The organism is Nocardia sp. NBC_01377 (genome assembly GCF_045040005.1).
GTDB lineage: Bacteria > Actinomycetota > Actinomycetes > Mycobacteriales > Mycobacteriaceae > Nocardia > Nocardia noduli.
Map to the genome: position 1 here is coordinate 1883749 of NZ_CP109566.1, position 20395 is coordinate 1904143.

The window sequence follows — 20395 nt, forward strand, 5'->3', positions numbered from 1 at the left end:
GGTGCGACAGCGATCCACTAACCGGACTTAAGTATCCGGTAGGAGTGTCGGTAAGTGTGCTACCGGTTACGTTCGGAGTCAATGATGTTACGGATCACATCACGAATCCCGACCTCGGCGCGGTAGGCACCGTGGTTCGAGCGAATCGATCCGGTGCGGTACGTTGGCGCGATGACATCGGCAGGCCGTGCCAACAGGGGGCCGAAGGCCGCGGCGAGCAATCGCGCGGCACTCATTCGGGCGGCACGAGAAATATTCGCGGAGAACGGCTTCGAGGCCGCGCTCAGCTCGATCGCGCGGGCGGCGGGCGTCGGTCAGGGCGTGCTGTATCGGCACTTTCCGACGCGGGAGAGTTTGGCGCTCGCGGTTTTCGAGGAGAACATCCTCGAAGTAGAGGAACTCGCCGCCGATCCCGGCAGCACCGTCGACGACGTGCTGGCGGTCATCGTCGATCAGCTCACCCTGTCGGCCGCGTTCATCTCGATGTTCGATCCGACGGGAACCGACGATCCGCGACTACTCGAAGTCTCGGGCAGGCTGATCGAACTGGTCGCGCACAAATTGGCCGATCCGGCGCAGCGGGGATCGATCCGCGCGGACGTCACCGCCTCGGAAGTGGTTCTCGCGGTGGCGATGCTGGCGGGAATACTGACGAAGGCCGACGTGCAGGCCAAACGGGAAGTGGCCCGGCAGGCGTGGGGTCTGCTGGAACGTGGACTGACCAGATGAGTCGAGTGTCCGGTCCGGCCTACCCCGCCCGCGAATTCAGGAAATAGGGGTGCGTGGTCGCGCCGTGGCAAGTCCGGGGCGACTGGGTGGGCGGTGGCGGATACCCGGTTCGGGTTTGCCCGGCCGAGCCGGTGCTTCGCGCCTGGTGGCCGGATCCGTCGGCGCGGCGGGTCTGGTCTCGGTGCGGACGCCGGATCGGGCGGGCACCTGGACGGTGCCGTGCCATCCGCAGGGCAGGCCGCAGGTGGGGTGGACCGTGGACTCGATGCGACCGTTGTCGAAACGACGGGTGGTCGCCGTGGCCTGCGCGTGGTACCCGCAGCTCGGGCATTTCTCGAAGTAGTCGAGCACATCGCTGACGCTGATGATGACCGAATCGGCCTCGGTTTCGGGTTTCTGTGGTGCGGTGGCCTGCTGCCACGGGTTGCGCTGGGCGTGAGAGGCCCACTCCGGCGCCTCCGATCGCACCGGGAGTGCTGGGAATCTGCTGGTATCTGCTTGGTCGGGCACGATTGCTCGCCTCGTTAGGTGGATGTCGACTGTGAGAGTCCTTACCCGGTTGATGGTAATCAGCTTCTTGAGTGACGTAAACAACATTCTCAAAATTGAATATCTAGCTAGCGGGAACTAGACACGAAGATTCGGGCACGGAGGGCGTCGAACAGACACGAACGCGATCCGGATATTGTTTTCCGGTTAGCTGCCCGTTCATGGTCGGTCACCGACGAGAGGTCGGACCGCGACCGTGGGGCGCCGCTCGACCGGGTCTCGGCGGACCGGGTCAGTTGAGTATCGGGGTGAACTGCGGCAGATCGACGCTGGTCCGGATTCCGGGCGGCGCCGCGCACAGGTACGGCACCGCGTTCACCGCGCGGTTGGCGGTGTAGCCGGGGGAGACGGCGCCCATCATGTCCAGGGAAACGGGAAAGCGCAGGTCGACGTCGAGCGGGGCGTCACCGTCGACGTCGATGTGCCAGCCGGTGGGTCGCACGGACCATTCCGGTTCGAGATCGGTCGTGCAGTACCACATGGCGCAGAACTCGATCAGCGGTGTGCCGTCCCGGTAACCGGTGATCGTGATGCGTTGGGCCGCCACACTTCCCGGCGCCAGGGTGCCCGCGGCGATGCGGGTGCGATGCCTGGCGGTCGCCACTTCGCCCGCCACGTCGACGGTGTCGAGCGGTAGATGCAGCGCGTCGGCGAGCAGGCGCAGCGAAGGCTCGAAATTCGCCCGCAGATGGTCGAGTCGATGCTGGTCGAACGCCGTGGGCGGTGCGCCGAAACCCATGACGTCGAACAGGATTCCCGGTGAATCGCGACGGGACAGATCGGCGAATTCCCGAATGGTCAGACGTTCGAGGCGGCGCTGGATCGAGGCGAGCGCGATCGGGACGGCCTCGGTGATGAATCCGGGGCTGCTTCCGGTGCTGTGAATCGAGGAATTGCCGAGCCGGCACGCGGCTTCGACCTGCGCGCACAACTCCCGGTCCATGCTGGGCGGATGGTGGAACTCGCCTCGGGTGGTGACGATATTGAAGCCGGAGGTGAGCAATCCGCACACCTGCTCGGCATCGAACGCGCGCGGCATATACAGCACACAATCGGCTTCCAGGGCGAGGATCTCGTCCATGTCGCCGGTCGCGAGGACGCCGGTCTCACGCTCCAGGTCGCACAGGGTGCCCGCGTCGACGCCGACCTTCTTCGCACCGTGCACGTAGACGCCGACCAGGTCCAGATTCGGATGCTCGAGCACCGCGCGTAACGAGCGCGCGCCGATATTGCCGGTGGCCCACTGGATTACGCGGTACGGAGCGGCCGTCGTTCGGGTCATGCCCCGAGTGTAGGGCCATTCTCGCCGTGCGAGAATGAAATTCTCCTCAGAGCTTGCCCGCGAAGCCGAGCGCGCAGAAGTTCCAGACCTCGTCCGCGGTGATCGGATTGAGTGTCTCCTCGTCCTCCGCGCCGGTGGATTGGGCGGTGAACATGACGGTCTGCATCACCATGGCGGCCATCCGGCGGGCATTGACGTTCGAACGCAGCTTGCCGTCGGAATCCGCTTCGGAGAGCAGTTCTGCCAGCAGCGCGAGCAACGGCGCGTGCGCGATCTTGACCTGCGCGGGATGGGTGACCAGCAGCTGCGGCGCGAAATCGGTGAACAGCGGGCGCTGCGCGGTGGGGTCGGGCCGACACAGCTCGAACAGCAGGCGGACGGCGATCTCGAGCCGGTCGTAGGGGTCGTTCTGGCCCGTGGCGGCGGCGCGGATCTGCTCGGCGGCGCGGCTCAGCGCGTCTTCGAACAGCGCGAGCAGAAGTTCGTGTTTACCGTCGAATTGCAGGTAGAAGCTGCGCAGCGACTGCTTGGAGCGGTCGACGACCTCTTGGACGGTGAAATCCGTCGTGCCCTTCTCGGTGATGATCGCCTGTGCCGCGTCGAGGAAGCGCTGTACGCGCTGTTCGGCACGGAGTTTCGCGGTCCGGATGGACCGCTCGACGGCGCGCTGCTTCCAGGCCGGCTCTTCACTGGCGCTGGTCACCGGGCTACCGACCCGCTGTCATGCTGAGAGAACATGATTGCACTGTACCGGAGAACGTGCCAAGATTGTTGCGCTCATTGCAGGCGTTTCGAGGGTTTTGAGATTTAGCCTTACAAAATCGAGAATTATGTTCTCTTCTTGCTCGTCACGAGGGCCGGAAACGTAGCAAGCCCTCTTGCGCGAACGACGCGACCAGGATGCCGTCCTCGGTCAGGATGTCGCCCCGGCCGAAGCAGCGACCGTGCGCGACCAGCGGGCTGTGGTGCCGCAGGAGCAGCCAATCGTCGACGCGTACCTCGCGGTGGAACCATACCGAATGCGTGATGGTCGCCGAGGTGAAGTCGGTGCCGGTCCCCGTCTGGCCGATTCCGTCGAGCGGGCGCAGAGCCGTGCCGATCGGACCGAGGTCGGTCGCGTAGGCCAGGATCGCCGGATTCAAATCGTCCTCGACGCCCGGTGTGCGCATCCAGAGTTCGTAATCGGGCGGGCCGACCTCGGTGGAATCGAGGTCGCTCGTCGCCCGCGTCTCCCACGGCATGAGCGCGATGTCGCGGCGGTGCTCGGGGCCGGGCAGGGCGGGGATGCCGTCGACGGTCTGATGTTCGCGACCCTCCTCGCCGACATGCATCGACACCATGGCGGTGGCGATGACGTCGCGTTTCTGTCGCGCGGTGATCGTCAGCGAGGCGTATGTCCTGCCCTCCTGCTGGCGCTGCACGATGTAGTAGACGGGGGAGTCGCTCTTGCCCTCGTTGGCGAACAGCACATGCAGGGATTTCACGACCTTCGACGGGCACGCGCGGGTCGCGGCCCGGACGAACTGTCCGAGCAGCTGTCCGCCGAACAGTCGGTGATGCTCGATCTGCTGACAGGGTGCCTCGAAGACGGTCAGGGTGCTGCGCCGGGCCGGGGGCGGTTCCGGCCGACCGCCGTCCTGCGCCGACGGGGTCGTCGGTCGGAGACGGAGATCGAAGCAGGTCAGCAGGTCGCTCCACATATCGGGCATGACTCAGTGTAGGACAGCCTTGCCTATCCAAGAACTGGGCTCTTCCGGTTGGGGCAGTCGCCAATCGCGTGCGTCCCGGTAGAACATGTGGTTCAGGAGCGAGAACGCGGTTGCCGCTACACCGGATCGAAGGACGAGATCCGCCAGTCGTCGTCGATCTTGGTCAGCGATACCCGCACACTGCTCGCGGCCATGGCGGGATCGGGTTTGTCCGCACTCGTGGTCGTCTGATTGATGAAGACCAGCACCACCGCCGAGTCCGGCTTCAGGTCCGAGACCGCGGCGCGCACCACGGCGGCGGTGGTCTCGACCGCTTTCTGTTTCGCCGCGGGCGCGACGATCTGCTGGGTGAACTGCGAATAGTAGGTCAGGAAGTCGCCGGTGAGATGGCCTTTCGCCGACGCGAAATCGCGGTCGAGGGTGTTCGGCCCGTACGACAGCAGGGCGACGGTGCCTTCGGAGGCGGCGGCGACGGCCGATCGCGCGGCGTCCTCGCCGGTCTCGCGGTCCGGCTGGTACTGCCGTACCGCCAGGGTGGTCGCGGTGGCCACCGAAACGAGGACCGCGAGCGCGAGCAGGACCATCCAGGGCTCGGCGCGGAGCCGGCCGACTATACGTGCGATCACGGTACGAACTCGACTTTCGACATCTTGATCTGACCGTCCACTCGCGTCACTGTGACGCTGAGTCGCCATGCGCGAGGCTCCTGCGCGGCGCCCGCGGAATTGGTGACCCGCGAGGTCGCCGCGACCAGTACCACCGCGGTGTCGTCGGTCATGGACTCGACCGCGACACCGTTGACCGTCCCCTCGGTAGCCACCTGTGACTGCCGGATGACATTGGTGAAATCGTCTGCGCGGCTGCTGAAGTCCTCACGGAAGGAACCGGTGGAATTGTCGAGCACGCGCTGCACGTCCTCGGCCGCGCGATTGAAATCCAGCGTGGTCAGTGCGACGACCCCTTGCCGTGCCGCCGCGCTGAATTCCGCGGTCCGGCGATATTCCTCGGACGCCGTGTGGTGATTCCACACGAAGAATCCGCTGGCGGCCAGGGCGACGACGACGAGTGCCACAGCCGCCGTCACCACGGCGACGCGGCGGCGGGGTGACGCGTCTCGGCTATCGGTCGGCAACGTTGCCGAGGTGGTGGTCTCCGGGTCGGCGAGCGCGATGCCGTCGGACGGGACGGCGGCCTTCTCGATCGTGATATCGACCGAATCTGTCCCGGTGGCAGTCTCGGTGGTCGCGGTGGGGATCGCGGTGCCCTCGATATCCGACGGTGCGGCGGTGTCGGCGTCTTCCGTACCGGTCTCGGAGCCGGTGACCGCGTCGCTGGGAGGCATGTCCGACGAGAGTTCGCTCGCCGCGTGTCGACGCAATCGCGCGGCGTGAGCGCGGGCGCGGGCCGCTTCTGCGGCGGCTTCGGCCGCCTCGGCTTCCGCCTCGGCCTCTTCCAGTGCCAGAAGCAGTGTGCGCGAATCGGATTCGGCGGTCGCCGTGGTCTCGTCGGATTCGGCGCCACGCACGCCGGGTGGGTCGAGAGCATGGTCGGTGAGTGGTTGCATCGTCGGTCCCTCGACATCGTGACGGATCGCGAATTCCCGGGCTGCGGGCGTGCGCCCGTGCGGGCTACTGATCGGTCCGTCATGTCAACTTTGACGAGAATGACGTTACCACTCCGTTGTGAATAAGGTCATAAATTTCCATACGGAACTCTAGCGACTTGCATTCTGACATGCGGAAATAACATTCCTCATTTTCGCGAACATCATTCCGGTCAAAGGTCTGACGGCGGTCGTTGTCGCTCGAGCGGTCACCGCGCGTCGTTGCTCGCCGCGTCCGACAGGTAGGTCGCGTGCCCGCCGACGACGGTCAGCGCGACCATATCCGAGGCGAGTTCGGCCAGCGCCTGCCCGGGCGCCGCCGTGAGCACACACAGATCACCCGGCTGCCCCACGTCCACGCGTCGCGCCAGGTCCGGGCGTTGCGCGGATCCGCAGAAGAGTGCCAGCGCCCGCTCGGCCGAAATCCGTTCGGAGGGAACGAGGATCTCGCCGCCAACGGTCCTGCGGTGCACGGCGGCGCGCATGGCGGCCCACGGATCGCCGTCCCCGAACGGCATATCGGTGGACAGCGCGAGCCGGACGCCCCGGTCGAGCAGCGAGGCGACCCGCCACAGCATCGGATGGTCCCGCACGGGAATGTCACGCAGATAGGCCTCGCCGCGCTCGGCCACGAAATTCGGCTGGGTCACCACCGTCACGCCCAGTGCGGCGAGCACGTCGAGGTAGTCGTCGTGGATCAGCGCGCCGTGTTCGATGCGGTCACGCAGGTCGTGGCCCGCCGCTTGCAGCGCCGCGACGGTCACCGCCAGTTGGCTTTCGGTCACGCAGTGCACGGCGATACCGCGATCGGCGCGATGACAGCGCGCGGCCCGGTCGGTGAGATCGCCGAGATCGAGGGTCTCGTCGTCGAGGATGATCTTGACCGGACCGATCGTCACCCCGGGCACGGCGGTGACGCCCAGCGCCGCCAGGCTGTGCGGTCGTTGCGGCAGTTCGCCGCTGTGATGCGCGGCGGCGAGCGCGTCGATATCGGCTCGGCTCTGACCGGGTGTCGCGTCGGTGACACCGGTGACGCCCCACCTCGACAGGGTCGCGCCGAGCCGGGTCAGACGATGTTCGACCGGGGGAAGGGCGTGCCCGGGGTCGGTGTCGACGCGGAACAGCCTGCCGTCCGGATGGTCCGGCATCCCGAGCGCGGCCAGACCGGGGGAGTTCACGATCCACAACGCGCCGCTGCGGTGCTGGACCCGTACCGGCCTGCGGGATTCGATCGCGTCCAGGGCGCGGCGGTCGATATCGCCCGCGACGGATTCGTGATAGCCCACGGCCCGGATCCACCCGTCGACATCGGCGGTGGCGGTGCGCAGCGCCACGGCGAAAGTCTCGGGATCGGTCGTCCACGGCGGCCCGACCCGCGCCGAGGTCTGCGCCGCCGCGGACGAGCGGAGATGGACGTGGTGGTCGTGCAGACCGGGCACGATCGCGCCGCCCGCCGCGTCGAAAACCTCTTCTCCGCGCTCCGCAGGCAACCGTTCGGCCATCGCGACGATCCTCGCGCCGACCCGCAGATCGACGCGCCTGCCGTCGAGAAGGGTGGCGCGCTGGATCAGCACGCCGCGAGCCTGCCGGCGACCAGCCGTCGCACGGTGTCGGTATCCGCGCCGACGGCGCCCGCGCGCGGTCCGATATCGGTCGGGCGGGCCGGTGCGAGTGCGGGGAACGTCGAATCGCGCGGTGCGCGCGGCAGTGCCGCGTAGGTCGCGGCGACGGCGGCCATGGACAGTTCGACGAGTTCGCCGCCGCCGCGTCCGAGCGCGTCGAGCACCGCCGCGGCGGCCTCGAGTCCGGTGAGCGGATCGGCGATGGCGTCGCCGCAGAAAACGGGCCGACGCGGCGCACCGCCGACCAACCCGCCCGACACCGCGGCGTCGTCCCCGAAAGCCACGTGATCGGCCGCGGGGCCTTCCGTCCCGTGGCCGGTGATCCGGAGCCAGACCCGGCCGGAGCGCGCGGGGATGTCGTGCGGTCCGAGACCGCGCCGTTCGAGTGCGGCGGGACGCGAACCCTCCAGCACGATATCGGCGACCGCGAGCAGATCGCGTAGCGAATCGGCGTCGGTGTCCAGATCGGCTGCCCAGCAGAGTTTTCCGCCGTTCATCCAGTCGAAGAAGGCCGGTTCGCCGCCACGGGTGCCGTCGGGGCGGCGCGGACTCTCGACCTTGACCACCGTCGCGCCCGCCTCGGCGAGCAGTCGGGTGCACAGCGGTCCGGCCCACATCGACGTCAGATCGACCACGAGGCCTCCGGCGACACCGCGCGCGGGTCCGCGCGGGCCCGCGCGCCGGATACGCGGTGCTGCCGGGGCGGTTTCACCGAGTGTCGCGGCGGGCAGGCCGAGGAGTCGGGCGCGCTCGGTGATCTCCTCGGCCGGACGTCGCGCCGCCCACTCCCGGATCGCGGGCCACGGATCGGATTCGACGGCATCGGATTCCAGCAGCGCGGGCACGGTCTCCACATCGGCCGCCCGCGAGAGGGTCAGCGCGCACCACCCGTCCAGCGCGGCCGACAGCGCCGTCGCCCCGCCCGCCGACATATCGCCACGGCGTCGCAGCCCGAGCAGGGCCGCGCGGCCCGACAGGAGATTCGGTACGTCGATCGCGACACCGGTCGTCACGGTGATCCGCCGTCCGACCTCCAGCGCCCGCGTCAGCACAGGGGCGCGTGAGAACTCGGGCGTCCCATCGGGTGTCCCGGTCAACCACGCGAGCCCGCTGCTCGCCCACAGCGCGGCGGCCTCGACCGGTTCGACGGTGTCGTCACTCGGCGGGCAGGCCCCGGCGTCGCGCTCGTCGGTGATCTCGTCGTTCGGCTCGGAGTCGCCGCAGCGAACCCTCGGCTTCGCACCCCCGGGGGCACGCCCCCGGGTCGGTCCGCCGGTCCCGCCCATCGGATCAGCCGCCGATCTCATCGATCAGACCCCACTCGAGTGCCGTCGTCGCCGTGATCGTGCGGCCGGTGAGCACCAGGTACGCCGTGCGCCAGCGCCCGATTCTGCGGGTGACGCTCACCGTGCCGCCCGCGCCGGGGATCAGGCCGAGTTCGAGTTCGGGGAGGCCGAAGATCGTGTCGGGGTGGGCGCGCACGGTGCCGAAGAACGAGGCCATCTCCAGTCCGCTGCCAAGGACGCGGCCGTGCACGAAGGCCCGGCACTCGCGCCCGAGCCTGCGGGTCAGTTCGTCGATCGCCTGCGCCGGGCTGTGCCTGGTGCGCGCGACGTGGGAAGCCGCCGGGTCGACGAAGGTGCCGAATTCCGCGAGATCGCCGCCGCTACAGAACGACGGTCCCGCACCGCGCAGGTGCACCGCGCGCACGGAAGGGTCCAGCCTGGCCACCGTCAGCGCGTCGAGCAGACCGGCCCTGGTGCGATTGTCGAAGGCGTTGTGCCGGTGCGGACGGTTGAACGAGACCTCGAGGGTGTCGCCGTCGCGTGCGCACAGCACCGCCTCGGTGGTTTCCTCGGCGATGAGTTTCGGCCCGCGTTCGTCGAGCCATCGCCGGAATTCGGGTCCGGCCTGCAATGTCGAGTAGGCCAGCGATTCCAGGGCGAGCCCCGGCCACAGTTCGGTACAGGCCGCAGTGGCGCGCAGGACGTCGTCACAGATCGTCGCGGCCAGCGGCGACCGCGCGCATCGGGTCTCGATCTCCTCGAGCGTCTTGTCGACGGAGTCGACGGTGACCAGGCGCGGATCGCTCGATTCGCTCTCGGTCAGGGCGAATGTGGCGTGGTCGAGCCATGACTCCGGGGCGGCGGGATCGACGCCGACGGCGATCACCGGGCCGGACGGCATCGCCTCGGTGATATCGGGCGCGGTGCTCGGTTCTATCACCCGGATCACGGTATTTTCCGGCCTTCCCTGGTGCGGTCGTGGTCCTGATCATGATGCCACCTCCGCCCTTTGCACTGGTCCGATGCCGGGCTCCCGCACTTTTCGGCCTACGGGTTACGCTCGTTTGCATATGTTATTCTCCGAACAGGAGAATGCCACTATCACGCGGATCGACCGGCGGTCCGCGCCGAGTGCCGACAGCGGTATGCCGAGGCGATGTCGATCGGTGGCGCACTGAGAGGCGACTGCATGAGCATTTCGTTGTTGCTGGACATGGCGGCGTCGAGCGCCCCGGACCGCGTCGCGGTCGTCTCCGACGAATTGCGTTGGACCGCAGGGCATTTGAACACGCTGACCGAAGGCGGCGCCGGGGTCATCCAGGGATCGGGTGCGCGCACCGTCGCCTACGTCGGCACCGGCGGCGCGATGCTGCCGCTGCTGATCTTCTCGTCGGCGCGTGCCGGTGTGTCGTTCGCGCCGCTGAACTACAGGCTCAGCGGGGTGAAACTGCGCGAGCTGATCGATCGGCTCGAGGATCCGCTGCTGATCTGCGACAGCGATTACGTCGACAGCGTCGGCGGCTACCAGGGCCGTCTGCTGCGTTCGGAGGATTTCCTCGACGCCGCGGCCTCGGCCGATCCGGTATCGGAGATGCCCGAGCCCGACGACGTCGCCGTGGTGCTGTTCACCTCGGGGACGACCTCCGCGCCCAAGGCCGTGGAACTGTCGCACAACAACCTGGTCAGCTACATCACCGGCACGGTCGATTTCGCCGCAGCGGACCCCGACGACGTGGCGTTGATCTGTGTTCCGCCGTATCACGTCGCCGGTGTGAGCGCCGCGCTGTCGAATCTGTACGCGGGCCGCAAGATGGTCTACCTGCGCAGTTTCGATCCGGCCGAGTGGGTGCGGCTGATCAACAACGAACGCGTCACCACCGCGACGGTCGTGCCGACCATGCTCGATCGCGTCATCACCGAGATCAAGCGCGCGGGCACCACCCTGCCGACGCTGCGCAACCTGGCCTACGGCGGATCCAAGGTGCCGCTGCCGCTGGTGCGCACGGCGCTGGAACTGTTGCCCGAGGTCGGCTTCGTCAACGCCTACGGGCTGACCGAGACCAGTTCCACCATCGCGGTATTGGGCCCGGAGGACCATCGCGCGGCGCGCGCGTCCGATGATCCGGCCGTGGTGCGCAGGCTCGGTTCGGTCGGACGCCCGGTACCCGGAATCGAGGTCGAGATCCGCGACGAACTCGGCGCGGTGCTCGGCCCGGACGAACCCGGTGAACTGTTCGTGCGCGGTGAGCAGGTGTCGGGCAAGTACACCGGCATCGGTTCGGTGCTCGACGAGAACGGGTGGTTCCCGACCAAGGATGTCGCGGTGCTCGACGCCGAGGGCTACCTGTTCATCGGCGGCCGTTCCGACGACACGATCATTCGCGGCGGCGAGAACATCGCGCCCGCCGAGATCGAGGACGTGCTCGTGGAACATCCCGGTGTGCGCGAGGTGGCGGTCGTCGGCGTCGAGGACGCCGAATGGGGGCAGATCATCGTCGCCGTCGTGGTGCCCGAGGAGGGCGCGGATCCGGATCCGGAGGAACTGCGCACCTACGTGCGTGGCACACTGCGTGGTTCACGCACCCCGGATCGGGTGGTGTTCAGGGACGGCCTGCCCGCGACGCCGACCGGCAAGGTGCTGCGGCGTGAACTCATCGATGAACTCACCCTCGACGCCGCTGTCGGCGGCGCGGGTCAGTAGTACCGGTCAGGAAGGATGATCATGATCAAGAACGGTTCTCGGCTACGCAGCCAGGTCTGCGATACCGAGGTCATCGTCGTGAAGTCGTCGGACAGCCTCGACGATCTGCGCGCGGGCGGCGTCGCCATGGTGGCGATCGACGGCGAGAAGGCCGCGGACGCGGCGCTCGACGCCGAATTCGCCGACGGCGCGGTGATGGGCAAGCGCTACGTCGACCAGAGCGGCGCGGAGGTGCTCGTCACCAAGGCGGGCGCCGGCAGTCTGAGCGTCGGCGTGACCAAGCTGGCGCTCAAAGAGGCCAAGCCGCTGCCCGCCAGCGACTGATTCCCGGATACGACGATGGCACCGCCCCGGTGACGGGTGCGGTGCCATCGTCGTTTCGGGCTACCCCCTCGCGGTGGTCACCATCTCCTCGATATCGATGAACTTCACGCGCGGACGGGTCACCTCGGCGCCACGCTTGCGTTCGGCGGCGTCGATGGCCCGCCAGCCCTTCCAGTCGACCGCGTCGACACCGCGTTCGGCCAGCAGTCCGCGCAGTGCCGCGCGGTCGCCGACCTCACGGTGCAGAGCACCGCGGTCGAAATCTGCGATGAGCTGGGCGACGGTTTCCTCCGCGCAGCCGCGATTGGTCCCGATGACCCCGCGCGGCCCGCGCTTGATCCAGCCGGTGACGTACACACCGGGAACCGGAGCGCCGTCCGCGCCGATCACCTTGCCGTTCTCGTGCGGCACCGTCCCGGTCGCCTCGTCGTAGGGCAGACCCGTCACCGCCGAGCCGCGGTAACCGATCGACCGCAGCACCAGCGAGGTCTCGATGACGGTCGATTCGCCGGTTCCGGTGCGCGCGACGCGCAAACCCGTCACCACGTCCTCGCCGACGAATTCGGTCGGCGAGCTGTCGAACCGGAAGACGATGCGCTTGTTGCCCGGTGTCGGGGTGCGCTCGGCGAACTCGCGCGCGATATCGAGTTTGAGCCTGGTCTCCACGTCGTCGTCGGGCCTGCTCTCGGTATCGCCGCCGTCGATGACGATGTCGATCCCCGGCAGATGTCCGAGCGCGTGGAACTCACCGAGGGAGAACGCGCCGTCGCGCGGTCCGCGACGGCCCAGGATGACCACTTCCTCGATCTCGCTGCCCGCGAGGGCCGCGAGCGCGTGCTCGGCGATATCGGTGCCGGTGAGCGCGTCGGTGTCGAGCAGCAGCATCCTGGCGACGTCGAGGGCGACATTGCCGTTGCCGATGATGACCGCGCGCCGCCCGGACAGATCGAATTCCCGTGCCGCGTGGTCGGGATGACCGTTGTACCAGCCGACGAAATCCGCGGCGGCGTGGTGGCCCGCGAGCTGGTCCCCCGGGATGCCCAGGTCACGGCTGGAGGACGCGCCGACCGCGTAGATCACCGCGTGATGGTTGGCGAGCAGATCCGCTTGCGTGATCGCCTGCCCGATCTCGACATTGAGATAGCAGCCGAATCGGGCGTTGCCGAAGGCGCCCTCGAAGTTCTTGACCACCGATTTGGTGCGCTGGTGATCGGGGGCGACGCCGGCCCGGATCAGCCCGAACGGCGTCGGAAGCCGTTCGAACAGTTCGACTTCCACGCCGTCGACGCCGAGCAGTTCGGCGGCCGCGTAGCAGGCGGCGGGGCCCGCGCCGACGATCGCGACGCGCAGCGCGCCCCGGTCGACGGCGGGCGGGCGGCTCATCGGCATGATCATGGCCGGTTCGAGCGGATTGTGCCGGAAGTATTCCGCGTTGATGTCGAGGAACCGCGCCATGCCCTCGGGGAGGTCGAATTCGGAGTAGACCGCGTCGACCGGGCATTCGTCGGCGCACGCGCCGCAGTCGATGCAGGTCTCGGGATCGATGAACAGCATCTGGGTGCCCGGCGACCCGTCGGTGGCGCTCGGCCGGATGCAGTCGACCGGGCATGCCGACACGCAACTGGCGTCCTTGCAGCAGTTCTGTGTGATGACGTAGGTCATCGGTCGGCCTCCTTCGAAGGTGACGGATCGGGGCCCGCGTCGCGGGCGCTGGCGCGCCGACGGATCACGAACGGAACCGCACTAGTGCTTCCTGGGCGAAGGAGGCCACGAGGGTGCCGTCCTCGGTGAGCGCGTCACCGCGGCCGAATGCCCTGCCGTTGGCCAGGATCGGGCTGTGCTGGCGCATCAGCAGCCAGTCGTCGGTGCGCATCGGGCGGTGGAACCACAGCGTGTGCGAGGTGACCGCGGACAGGAACCGGGTGCCGTTGCCGACATGGCTGATGCCATCGACGGGGCGCAGCGCGGTGCCGATCAGGGTGAGATCGGTGGCGTAGGCGGCCAGGGCGGGGGCCAGGGTGGGGTCGACCTCCGGCGTGCGCATCCAGAACTGGAATTCGGCGGGGCCGGTGCCGGTGCTGTCGAGATCGTCGTCGGCGCGGACCTCCCACGGGATGAGGCCGAATTCGCGAGGCGTGCTCTGCTCGGCCGCGCCGCCGACCGCGTCGACGGTCTGGCGGTCGAGCCCTTCCTCCGGGGCGTGGATCGAGGCGACGGCCGAGGCGACGACCTCGGTGCCCTGGGTGGCGTTGATGGCGAGGGTGCCGAAGGAGCGGCCCTCGTGCCTGCGGATCACCTCGTAGCGCACCGGCTGATCGGCGCGGCCCTCACGCGGGAACACGGTGTGCAGCGATTTGACCGTCTTGTCGGGGCTGGCCAGACGCGCGGCGCTCAGCAGTTGCGCGAGGATCTGACCCCCGAAAACACGGTGGTACTCGAGTTGCTGGTTGGGGCCCTCGTAGTACAGGGCACCGGAGACTCCGGCCGAGGTCGCGTCGTCATCGACGGCGATTTCCTTCAGATCCAGGCACGCGAGAAGGTCGCTCCACATATCGGACATGCGAATAGTGTAAGTGATACTCTCTCTGACTGAGAGGGGCATTCTCCATGACGGTAGCGGACTGGCGACAACGCACCCGGGTTACCGTCCGCGGAGGCTCACGCGCCGAGAGCGAGGCTGGATCGTGCAACTGACCTTCGACGAGACCGTGGAGGCGTTCCGCGCGGAATTCGTCGCCTTCCTCGACGAGCATCTGCCCGACGAATCGGAAGCGACCGAACGGGCCCGCTCGACCTCCCACATCCCCGAATGGGCGCGGCGCTGGCAGCGCCTGCAATTCGACAACGGCTGGCTGGCGCCGGGCTACCCGCCGGAATTCGGCGGTCGCGACGCCGGGGTCATCGAGCAGTACGTGCACCGCGAGGAATTGGCGCGTCGCGGCATCCACGAGAATTTCAACCCGCAGGGACTCGGCATCATCGCCGCCTCGCTGATCACCTTCGGTTCCGCCGAACAGCGACGGCGCTGGGCGATGCCGATCCTGCGCGGCGATATGACAGCCTCGCTCGGCATGAGCGAACCCGGCGCGGGTTCGGACCTGGCCGGTCTGCGCACCCGCGCCGTACTCGACGGCGACCGGTTCGTCGTCAACGGCCAGAAGGTGTGGACCTCGGGAGCCCACGACGCCGACGTCCTGCTGACCTTCGTGCGCACCGACCCCGACGCCGTCAAACACCGTGGCATCTCGGCCCTGCTCATCCCCACCGATTCGCCCGGGGTGCACCGGCGACCCTTCGCCTCGGTCTGCGACCGCGACGACCTCGACTTCAACGAGGTCTTCTTCGCCGATGTCGAGGTGCCCGCCGAGAACCTGGTCGGCGAGCTGCACAAGGGGTGGGCGGTGGCGACCGGATCACTCGGACACGAACGCACGCTGCTGTGGCTGGCCTTCGCCGACCGGCTCGGCAGTCTGGTGGACGAATTCGAGCCCGACGGCCCCGTGCAGGCCGATCAATACGCGACGCTGGTCATGGACAACTACGCGCTGCGCCTGCTCGGCTCCGGCGCGCTGGCCAAGGCCGCGCGCGGCGTGGACGACGTGGCGGGTATGTCGGTGCTGAAACTACTCGGCTCGGAAGCGGCCCAGCGGGCCACCGAAGCCGCGCTCGACGCCGCGGGGCCGGACGGGCTGGCCCATCCCGGCGTCACCGGCAGGCGCAGCGCCCTCAATCTCGAGGACGTGGCCGCCGGATGGTTCGACCGCTACGTGCGGACCTTCGCCGGAACCATCGCGGGCGGCACCTCGGAGATCCAGCGCAACATCATCGCCGAGCGAGTGCTCGGACTGCCCCGGTAGTCGCCGAATCCGCTATTCCGAAAGGGAGATGGCGTTGCGCGGACACTGCACCACCGCGTCGCGCACCCGCGGTTCGATATCCGGGGTGAGTTCCTCGCGCAGCAGTTCGAGCCGATCGTCGTCGTCGAGATCGAACACCTCGGGGACGATTCCCGCGCAGATGCCGTTGCTCTCGCACAGCACGGTGTCGACGTGGATCCTCATCGCGATACCTCCGTGGTCTGTGTGACGGCCGAGGGACCGTCGGCACGCGCGGCGGTGCCGGGGGTTTCGATGATGGCGTGCACCGGGCAGTCCAGTAGCGCCCGCATGACCGCGTCTCGGTCCGACGGCGGGATGACACCGTCGCCGACCAGGACGGCGTAGCCCCAGTCGTCGAGCGAGAAGTACTCCGGCGCGTGTTTGGCGCAGATGCCGAAGCCGTCGCACATGGTGCGGTCGAGTCGGATCTTCATGCGTGGGCCACCGCTTCCACTGCGAAGGGGCGATCGGCGGTGTAGGCGCCGGATCGGCATGTCGGACAACGATTGTCGAGGTGGTCGACGACCTCGACGGGGAAACGGGCGAGCAGGGTCGCCGCGGTGTTGGTCGCGCCGTCGAGGGTGCCGCACGCGCCACGCCCGCGCAGCACCACCGACCAGCGCTCGAGCCGGGCCAGATCCTCGGTGCCCGCGACGCCGTCGCGAAGCGCGCACAGGGCGGCGGCCATGGCGGCGGTGCCGTTGAAGCAGGAACCGCACTGTCCGGCGTTCTCGCGGTCGAAGTAGCTCATCACGGCCGCGGCGACCGCGACGGGGCATTCTGAGGTGATCAGTGAGATCGCCCCGCACCCGAGTCCGCTGCCGAGCGCGCGCAGCGCGGCGTGGTCGAGCGTCGCGCCGAGTACGTCGCGGTCCAGCATGCCCGCGAAGTAGCCGCCCATGAGCGCGCCGCGCACGTCATCGGGCGAAATACCCTCCCAGGACAGCAGATCGGTGAGCGCGACACCGTGGGGGAGTTCGTAGAGCGCGGGCGCGCGTCCGGCGACGGTGAGCGTCGCCAGGAAGGTTCCCGGCGAGGTGGCCGTGCCCTCGGACCGGAACGCCTGCCCGCCGTAGCGCTGGACGAACGGCAGGTTCGACAGTGTCTCGACATTGCTCACCACCGTCGGGACACCGGCGACGCCCTGCTCGAAGGGGCGGGGCGGCTTGTCCTTGGGCAGCGCGGGCCCGCCGTTGATGGCCTGGACGGCCGCGGTCTCCTCACCGGCCACGTACGCGGGTGCGACACTGACGACGCGAACGACGAGATCATCGAACGCGGCCTCGGCGACGGCGGCCTCGATCCGCTCGGCCGCTTCGGGATCGGAGACGTAGACGAAAGCCCGTCGCGCTCCCACGACCGCCGCGGCCAGGCGCAGTCCGTCCAGGATCAGGTGCGGGCGGTGGCGCAGCAACCATTTGTCCTTGATGGAGGACGGTTCGCCCTCTTCGCCGTTGGCCACCACGACGGTGTCACGGCCGCGCAGACCGGCCTCGCGGACCGTGCGCAGTTTGACGGCGAGCGGGAACCCGGCCCCGCCTCGACCGAGTAATCCGCTGCCTTCGACCTCGGCGAGCAGATCCGTGGTCGAGGCCAGGGCGCGGTAGCCGCCCTGTGCGCGGTATTCGGCCGCACTCTCGATGCCCGGCGCGGCCCGCAACAGACGCGGGCGGCAGCCGGGGGCCGTGGCAACGGTGAGTGAACCGGATGGTTCGAACGCATCGTGCATGGTCACCTCCTCTGGCTGATTTCCTGGTTAAGCTGGCCGACATGAGGACGGCGGTGCTGCGTATCAATATCGACCCGGCCGGTGAGCTCACCGATGAGCAACTGGCGCAAGGGGTCTCGGCGTTGCGCGCCGGGGTAGCGGCATGGGAGGGCGAGGTGCTGGGCGGTGACCTGCCCGCCGCGCCGCCGAATCGGCGCGAAGTGCAGTTGCTCGTCGCCACCGACGACGCCGACGGCGCACACCGGGCCGCGCTCGAACTGTGCGCGCGGGCCTTCGGCACCGAACCCGCCGCCGGTGTGGTCACCTTCATCAGCCGCGGCACCGACGACGACGCCCACGGCGTCCTCGCCGGATTCGGGCTGACCGCAGAGGTCGTGCGGACCCAGGACGCCGACGGGTTCGACGTCGTCTCGGTGATCGTGGCGAAGGAAGATCTCCTGCGGGTGCCGGAGAGTCGCCTGCACACCGCGCTCGAGGCCTCGCTCAACTGCGAGGTCACCGTTCTCGCGAAGTGAATCGCGCGCGGCCATCAGCTGCTCAGGAATCGCAGGATGGCGGGCGCGGCGAGTACCCAGGTGTCGAACAGGTTGTAGCGGTTCACTTTTCCGGACGCGCGATCTTCCATCGCGCGTTCCCACGCGTCCTCGGGCCACGGCGGGTCGATCAGGACCGAACCGCGGATCAGGCAACTCACCTCCAGCGAGGTGCGTTTGGGGTGGTCCAGATCGTTCTCCCCGCCCCGGATGATCATGGTCGGCACGGTGATGCCGTCGAACAGTTCGTCCTCGACGCCGGGAATGGTCTGACCGGGTTTGGGGACGTAGGCGTTGAGCCAGCGCAGTTGCAGTTTCACGAACTCGTCCCGATCCAGCGCGAGCAATCGCTCCTTGTTGGCCGGATTCCGTTCGATCAGCTCACGCCATTCGCGCAGCCGCACCAGACTCTCCACACCACCGCCGCGCGCGGCCTGCAAACTCGGCATGATGTAGTACGAGCCGAGATTGAACGACCCGTACACACCGCCGACGATATTCCACAGCACCAGTCTCTCGACCAGTTCCGGATACAGGATCGCGGTGATCATCGAATCCCGCGCACCGCCCGATCCGCCCGCGAGCACGCACGGCCCGGTATCGAGCGCGGTCAGTAGTCCGTGCAGGGTCTGCGCGCGCATATGCGATTCGCTCTGCCCGTAGAACTGCACATCGGAATCACCGCAGTTCGGGCGGTCCCACAACAGCACCCGATAGCCGCCGTCGACCAACGCCCGGGCGAGTGGCCGCAAACCGGGGATATCCATGCCGAACCGCCCACCGGGGGTCAGCACGATCAGTTCGCCCGCCTCGCCCAGTATCTCGTAGGCGACGCGGCCACCGTTGATCTCCACCGAGCCCATCACGGTCTCCTTCGACTGTTACTCATGCCGTCACGACGACGTCGTCACCGACGATCCGCACCGGATAGGTGCGGATACTCCACTCCGGCTTCACCGCCGTCGTTCCGGTAGCGAGTTCGAACCCCCACTGGTGCCACGGACAGAAGATGAATTCCTTGTCCCGCACCATGACCGCGTCACCCGGCACGCTCTCGTCGACGACCGTGCGCCCCCTGGTCCGACCCGAACACAGCGGACCGCCCTCGTGCGGACAGTAATTCGCGATCGCGTAGTAGGTGCCGCCGACGTTGTAGACGCCGACACCGTGCCGCCCGATCGGCACCACCTTCGACTTCCCGGGCGGGATCTCGTCGACGGTGGCGACGACGTGCTCACGCCCCTGCGCCAACCTGCGCTCACCGGCGGGTCCCGAGGTGTCCGACACTCAGAACACCCGCCTCTGCCCCTGGAGCACGGGCACCGTCTCCGGGAGGTGGTAGGTCTCGATGCCGTTGCGGAACATCACCCGCTCACGCGCGTAAGTAGGTAAATGTTTCGCGAGCCAACTGGGATCGTCGAAGGTCCAGTGCGGGTAGTCGGAGGAGAAGAGCAGGATCTTCTCGCAGTCCATCCACTCGAACGCCCGGGTCAACTCGGTCTTGTCCTCGGGGTAGTCCAGCGGCTGGGTGGTGAACTTGATGTGCTCCTTCACGTATTCCGAAGGCTTGCGCCGGATTCCGGTGAAGGATTTACGCGCCTCGTAGATGGCGTCCATCCGCCACATCAACGGCAGGATCCAGGTGAAGGCGTGTTCGACGAACACGATCCGCAGGGTCGGGAACCGGTCGAAGACACCGTCGAAGATCAGGCTCATGATCTGATTCGCCGCGAGCAGCGAGTAGGTGACCATGAAATCGTGGTTGTAGCTGGGGAATCCGACCGGGGTCATCGGCATCGTCTCGAACGCGCCCCGCGCCAGATGGCAGCTGACCACCAGGTCGTGCTTGGTCGCCGCCGCCCAGATCGGGTCGTACTTCGGATCACCCCACGCCGGACGGGGTTCGGCCTTGATGAGGATCTGGGACATGTAATCGTGACCCGCCCAGTGCTCGATCTCGCGGACCGCGCCGACCGGATCGTCGATCGCCGCGCAGATCGAACCACGCCACCGGGTGTGCCAATTGTTGTGCGAGTCGAGCCAGTGGTTGGCCAGCCAGTGATTGACCCCGGTCGCCAACGCCTGGGTCGCCTCGGGCAACCGCGCGGCCTTGACGGTCGGCTCCAGGATCGCGATATCCGAACCCGCGTCCAGGATCAACTGACGAAACGCCAGATCCGGGTCACTGCCCGGGAATTCACCGTTCTCCGGGAACGAATCCACCCGCATCGCGTACGCGTGGGCGTAGTCGGGCGCGTCGTAGAGGATGGTGTCCCCGACGCGATGACTACGAAAGTACGACGTGCGATACGGCTCGGGAATGTACTCGAGAAGTTCCCCGCGCCGCGGCACGGGGTGGACGTCCGAGTCGACGACCCGGACGGCGACCTGCTCGGCGGCCGGTACGCGTGCTTGCTGATGGGCCAAGGTCATGGTCGTCTCCTTGCAAG

General features: G+C 68.0%; 22 protein-coding genes. 5 read left to right on the forward strand and 17 right to left on the reverse strand.

Annotation, left to right across the window (positions count from 1 at the left end; genetic code table 11):
* Positions 1 to 171 precede the first annotated feature (171 nt).
* Complete coding sequence (locus OG225_RS08455; protein WP_405181166.1) at positions 172 to 729, forward strand: TetR family transcriptional regulator; 558 nt, start codon at positions 172 to 174, stop codon at positions 727 to 729.
* Between the two features lie 36 nt (positions 730 to 765).
* On the opposite strand, the gene OG225_RS08460 is transcribed toward OG225_RS08455, so the two are convergent.
* The 9 genes from OG225_RS08460 to OG225_RS08500 form a co-directional block, all read right to left on the reverse strand.
* Positions 766 to 1239 (reverse strand): hypothetical protein, encoded by a 474-nt coding sequence (locus OG225_RS08460; RefSeq protein WP_405181167.1) that lies wholly within the window; start codon positions 1237 to 1239, stop codon positions 766 to 768.
* 271 nt (positions 1240 to 1510) lie between these two features.
* Positions 1511 to 2560: a dihydrodipicolinate reductase gene (locus tag OG225_RS08465; RefSeq protein ID WP_405181168.1), complete on the reverse strand. Its 1050-nt coding sequence runs from the start codon at positions 2558 to 2560 to the stop codon at positions 1511 to 1513.
* A gap of 46 nt (positions 2561 to 2606) precedes the next feature.
* On the reverse strand, positions 2607 to 3263 hold the full coding sequence (locus OG225_RS08470; protein ID WP_216906438.1) for a TetR/AcrR family transcriptional regulator: 657 nt from the start codon (positions 3261 to 3263) through the stop codon (positions 2607 to 2609).
* Between the two features lie 145 nt (positions 3264 to 3408).
* Positions 3409 to 4269: an acyl-CoA thioesterase gene (locus tag OG225_RS08475; protein WP_405181169.1), complete on the reverse strand. Its 861-nt coding sequence runs from the start codon at positions 4267 to 4269 to the stop codon at positions 3409 to 3411.
* A gap of 116 nt (positions 4270 to 4385) precedes the next feature.
* On the reverse strand, positions 4386 to 4964 hold the full coding sequence (locus tag OG225_RS08480) for a twin-arginine translocation pathway signal (protein WP_405181170.1): 579 nt from the start codon (positions 4962 to 4964) through the stop codon (positions 4386 to 4388).
* Positions 4892 to 5833, reverse strand: a complete 942-nt coding sequence (locus OG225_RS08485; RefSeq protein WP_405181171.1) for a hypothetical protein — start codon at positions 5831 to 5833, stop codon at positions 4892 to 4894. The genes OG225_RS08480 and OG225_RS08485 overlap by 73 nt, the downstream gene beginning before the upstream one ends.
* Positions 5834 to 6081: 248 nt before the next feature.
* Positions 6082 to 7446 carry an amidohydrolase family protein gene (locus tag OG225_RS08490; protein ID WP_405181172.1) on the reverse strand — a complete coding sequence of 455 codons (1365 nt, stop codon included), beginning with the start codon at positions 7444 to 7446 and terminating at the stop codon, positions 6082 to 6084.
* Positions 7440 to 8801 (reverse strand): CoA transferase, encoded by a 1362-nt coding sequence (locus OG225_RS08495; protein WP_405181173.1) that lies wholly within the window; start codon positions 8799 to 8801, stop codon positions 7440 to 7442. The genes OG225_RS08490 and OG225_RS08495 overlap by 7 nt, the downstream gene beginning before the upstream one ends.
* Positions 8785 to 9729: an enoyl-CoA hydratase/isomerase family protein gene (locus OG225_RS08500; protein WP_405181174.1), complete on the reverse strand. Its 945-nt coding sequence runs from the start codon at positions 9727 to 9729 to the stop codon at positions 8785 to 8787. Before OG225_RS08500 ends, OG225_RS08495 begins: the two co-directional genes overlap by 17 nt.
* 240 nt (positions 9730 to 9969) lie before the next feature.
* On the opposite strand from OG225_RS08500, the gene OG225_RS08505 reads away from it, so the two are divergent.
* Positions 9970 to 11481, forward strand: a complete 1512-nt coding sequence (locus tag OG225_RS08505; RefSeq protein ID WP_405181175.1) for a class I adenylate-forming enzyme family protein — start codon at positions 9970 to 9972, stop codon at positions 11479 to 11481.
* A gap of 21 nt (positions 11482 to 11502) precedes the next feature.
* The gene (locus OG225_RS08510) at positions 11503 to 11805 is read left to right on the forward strand and encodes a hypothetical protein (RefSeq protein ID WP_405181176.1); all 303 of its coding nucleotides are present in this window, start codon (positions 11503 to 11505) and stop codon (positions 11803 to 11805) included.
* A gap of 60 nt (positions 11806 to 11865) precedes the next feature.
* Here the strand turns inward: OG225_RS08510 and OG225_RS08515 are convergent, their stop codons facing one another.
* Both OG225_RS08515 and OG225_RS08520 read right to left on the reverse strand, forming a co-directional pair.
* Positions 11866 to 13467 carry an FAD-dependent oxidoreductase gene (locus OG225_RS08515; protein WP_405181177.1) on the reverse strand — a complete coding sequence of 534 codons (1602 nt, stop codon included), beginning with the start codon at positions 13465 to 13467 and terminating at the stop codon, positions 11866 to 11868.
* A gap of 64 nt (positions 13468 to 13531) precedes the next feature.
* On the reverse strand, positions 13532 to 14365 hold the full coding sequence (locus tag OG225_RS08520) for an acyl-CoA thioesterase (protein WP_405181178.1): 834 nt from the start codon (positions 14363 to 14365) through the stop codon (positions 13532 to 13534).
* Between the two features lie 124 nt (positions 14366 to 14489).
* On the opposite strand from OG225_RS08520, the gene OG225_RS08525 reads away from it, so the two are divergent.
* Positions 14490 to 15662 carry an acyl-CoA dehydrogenase family protein gene (locus OG225_RS08525; protein WP_405181179.1) on the forward strand — a complete coding sequence of 391 codons (1173 nt, stop codon included), beginning with the start codon at positions 14490 to 14492 and terminating at the stop codon, positions 15660 to 15662.
* A gap of 12 nt (positions 15663 to 15674) precedes the next feature.
* Here the strand turns inward: OG225_RS08525 and OG225_RS08530 are convergent, their stop codons facing one another.
* From OG225_RS08530 to OG225_RS08540, 3 genes are read right to left on the reverse strand one after another with little or no spacing between them, the layout of a single operon-like run.
* Entirely contained in the window at positions 15675 to 15872 is a 198-nt protein-coding gene (locus tag OG225_RS08530) for a ferredoxin (protein ID WP_405183219.1), read from the reverse strand.
* Positions 15863 to 16117 (reverse strand): ferredoxin, encoded by a 255-nt coding sequence (locus OG225_RS08535; RefSeq protein ID WP_405181180.1) that lies wholly within the window; start codon positions 16115 to 16117, stop codon positions 15863 to 15865. Before OG225_RS08535 ends, OG225_RS08530 begins: the two co-directional genes overlap by 10 nt.
* On the reverse strand, positions 16114 to 17412 hold the full coding sequence (locus OG225_RS08540; protein WP_405181181.1) for an NADH-ubiquinone oxidoreductase-F iron-sulfur binding region domain-containing protein: 1299 nt from the start codon (positions 17410 to 17412) through the stop codon (positions 16114 to 16116). Before OG225_RS08540 ends, OG225_RS08535 begins: the two co-directional genes overlap by 4 nt.
* 41 nt (positions 17413 to 17453) lie before the next feature.
* Between OG225_RS08540 and OG225_RS08545 the strand changes: the two genes are divergently transcribed.
* Positions 17454 to 17927, forward strand: a complete 474-nt coding sequence (locus tag OG225_RS08545; RefSeq protein WP_405181182.1) for a hypothetical protein — start codon at positions 17454 to 17456, stop codon at positions 17925 to 17927.
* 14 nt (positions 17928 to 17941) lie between these two features.
* On the opposite strand, the gene OG225_RS08550 is transcribed toward OG225_RS08545, so the two are convergent.
* From OG225_RS08550 to OG225_RS08560, 3 genes are read right to left on the reverse strand one after another with little or no spacing between them, the layout of a single operon-like run.
* Complete coding sequence (locus OG225_RS08550) at positions 17942 to 18808, reverse strand: alpha/beta fold hydrolase (protein WP_216906408.1); 867 nt, start codon at positions 18806 to 18808, stop codon at positions 17942 to 17944.
* 22 nt (positions 18809 to 18830) lie between these two features.
* Complete coding sequence (locus OG225_RS08555) at positions 18831 to 19232, reverse strand: Rieske (2Fe-2S) protein (protein WP_109524124.1); 402 nt, start codon at positions 19230 to 19232, stop codon at positions 18831 to 18833.
* Entirely contained in the window at positions 19233 to 20378 is a 1146-nt protein-coding gene (locus OG225_RS08560) for an amidohydrolase family protein (protein WP_405181183.1), read from the reverse strand. It abuts the gene before it with no gap.
* Positions 20379 to 20395: the final 17 nt, after the last annotated feature.

Coding starts and splice junctions, on each gene's coding strand:
- OG225_RS08540 (WP_405181181.1), bottom strand. CDS start 17,412: ATGCACGATGCGTTCGAACCATCCGGTTCACTCACCGTTGCCACGGCC.
- OG225_RS08560 (WP_405181183.1), bottom strand. CDS start 20,378: ATGACCTTGGCCCATCAGCAAGCACGCGTACCGGCCGCCGAGCAGGTC.
- OG225_RS08520 (WP_405181178.1), bottom strand. CDS start 14,365: ATGTCCGATATGTGGAGCGACCTTCTCGCGTGCCTGGATCTGAAGGAA.
- OG225_RS08485 (WP_405181171.1), bottom strand. CDS start 5,833: ATGCAACCACTCACCGACCATGCTCTCGACCCACCCGGCGTGCGTGGC.
- OG225_RS08480 (WP_405181170.1), bottom strand. CDS start 4,964: ATGGCGACTCAGCGTCACAGTGACGCGAGTGGACGGTCAGATCAAGAT.
- OG225_RS08455 (WP_405181166.1), top strand. CDS start 172: ATGACATCGGCAGGCCGTGCCAACAGGGGGCCGAAGGCCGCGGCGAGC.
- OG225_RS08465 (WP_405181168.1), bottom strand. CDS start 2,560: ATGACCCGAACGACGGCCGCTCCGTACCGCGTAATCCAGTGGGCCACC.
- OG225_RS08505 (WP_405181175.1), top strand. CDS start 9,970: ATGAGCATTTCGTTGTTGCTGGACATGGCGGCGTCGAGCGCCCCGGAC.
- OG225_RS08535 (WP_405181180.1), bottom strand. CDS start 16,117: ATGAAGATCCGACTCGACCGCACCATGTGCGACGGCTTCGGCATCTGC.
- OG225_RS08510 (WP_405181176.1), top strand. CDS start 11,503: ATGATCAAGAACGGTTCTCGGCTACGCAGCCAGGTCTGCGATACCGAG.
- OG225_RS08550 (WP_216906408.1), bottom strand. CDS start 18,808: ATGGGCTCGGTGGAGATCAACGGTGGCCGCGTCGCCTACGAGATACTG.
- OG225_RS08545 (WP_405181182.1), top strand. CDS start 17,454: ATGAGGACGGCGGTGCTGCGTATCAATATCGACCCGGCCGGTGAGCTC.
- OG225_RS08515 (WP_405181177.1), bottom strand. CDS start 13,467: ATGACCTACGTCATCACACAGAACTGCTGCAAGGACGCCAGTTGCGTG.
- OG225_RS08475 (WP_405181169.1), bottom strand. CDS start 4,269: ATGCCCGATATGTGGAGCGACCTGCTGACCTGCTTCGATCTCCGTCTC.
- OG225_RS08495 (WP_405181173.1), bottom strand. CDS start 8,801: ATGAGATCGGCGGCTGATCCGATGGGCGGGACCGGCGGACCGACCCGG.